This window comes from Acinetobacter sp. SwsAc2, from assembly GCF_013391465.1.
Lineage (GTDB): Bacteria > Pseudomonadota > Gammaproteobacteria > Pseudomonadales > Moraxellaceae > Acinetobacter > Acinetobacter johnsonii.
Genome location: NZ_JACBEZ010000090.1, coordinates 1 through 736 on the forward strand (window position 1 = coordinate 1; position 736 = coordinate 736).

Annotated in this window: 2 tRNA genes and 1 rRNA gene; all 3 read left to right on the forward strand. The window is 41.0% G+C overall.

Annotation, left to right across the window (positions count from 1 at the left end):
* Positions 1-9: 9 nt before the first annotated feature.
* Positions 10-86: transfer RNA gene (locus tag HYI04_RS16795), tRNA-Ile, on the forward strand.
* A 67-nt stretch (positions 87-153) separates the two neighbouring features.
* Positions 154-229, forward strand: a tRNA-Ala gene (locus tag HYI04_RS16800).
* 400 nt (positions 230-629) lie between these two features.
* A 23S ribosomal RNA gene (locus tag HYI04_RS16805) occupies positions 630-736 on the forward strand; the annotation flags it as partial.

A 736-nucleotide genomic window follows, 5' to 3' on the forward strand; every position in this document is an offset into this window, starting at 1 on the left:
TGTATCTGAGGGTCTGTAGCTCAGTTGGTTAGAGCACACGCTTGATAAGCGTGGGGTCACAAGTTCAAGTCTTGTCAGACCCACCAAATCTGACTAACAAGCATTGTTAAATGCTGAATACAGAAAACAGAAACATTGACTTATTGATAAGCTGGGGACTTAGCTTAGTTGGTAGAGCGCCTGCTTTGCACGCAGGAGGTCAGGAGTTCGACTCTCCTAGTCTCCACCACTCATTGCGATGCAATGAGTTAAACATTAAGCAAACGAACTGATAGCTTATAGAGCTTAGTGATAATAAAGCGTAGAATGCGCTTCGTTGTTATTAATCTCTGTGATTTATCACAGTTTCCTGACCTGACGAAGGCTGGAAAAATCATTAACAGAATATATTTGAGTTGAAATAATTTGTTCATACTCGTTTTTAAGATCGACATTAACAGTGATTTATTACTGATTGATGAAGATTGAAGAAATGAGTTACTAGCGAAATTAACTGAATCAAGCGTTTTGGTATGTGAATTGAATTGAAGCTGTACGGTGTTTAAGTACACAGAGCAACAAACTGTATGATCGAGCAATCGATCTGTCCTAGTACTACTTGTAGGTGCTACGACTGTTTGGGGTTGTATAGTCAAGTAATTAAGTGCATGTGGTGGATGCCTTGGCAGTCAGAGGCGATGAAAGACGTAATAGCCTGCGATAAGCTCCGGGGAGGCGGCAAATATCCTGTGATCCG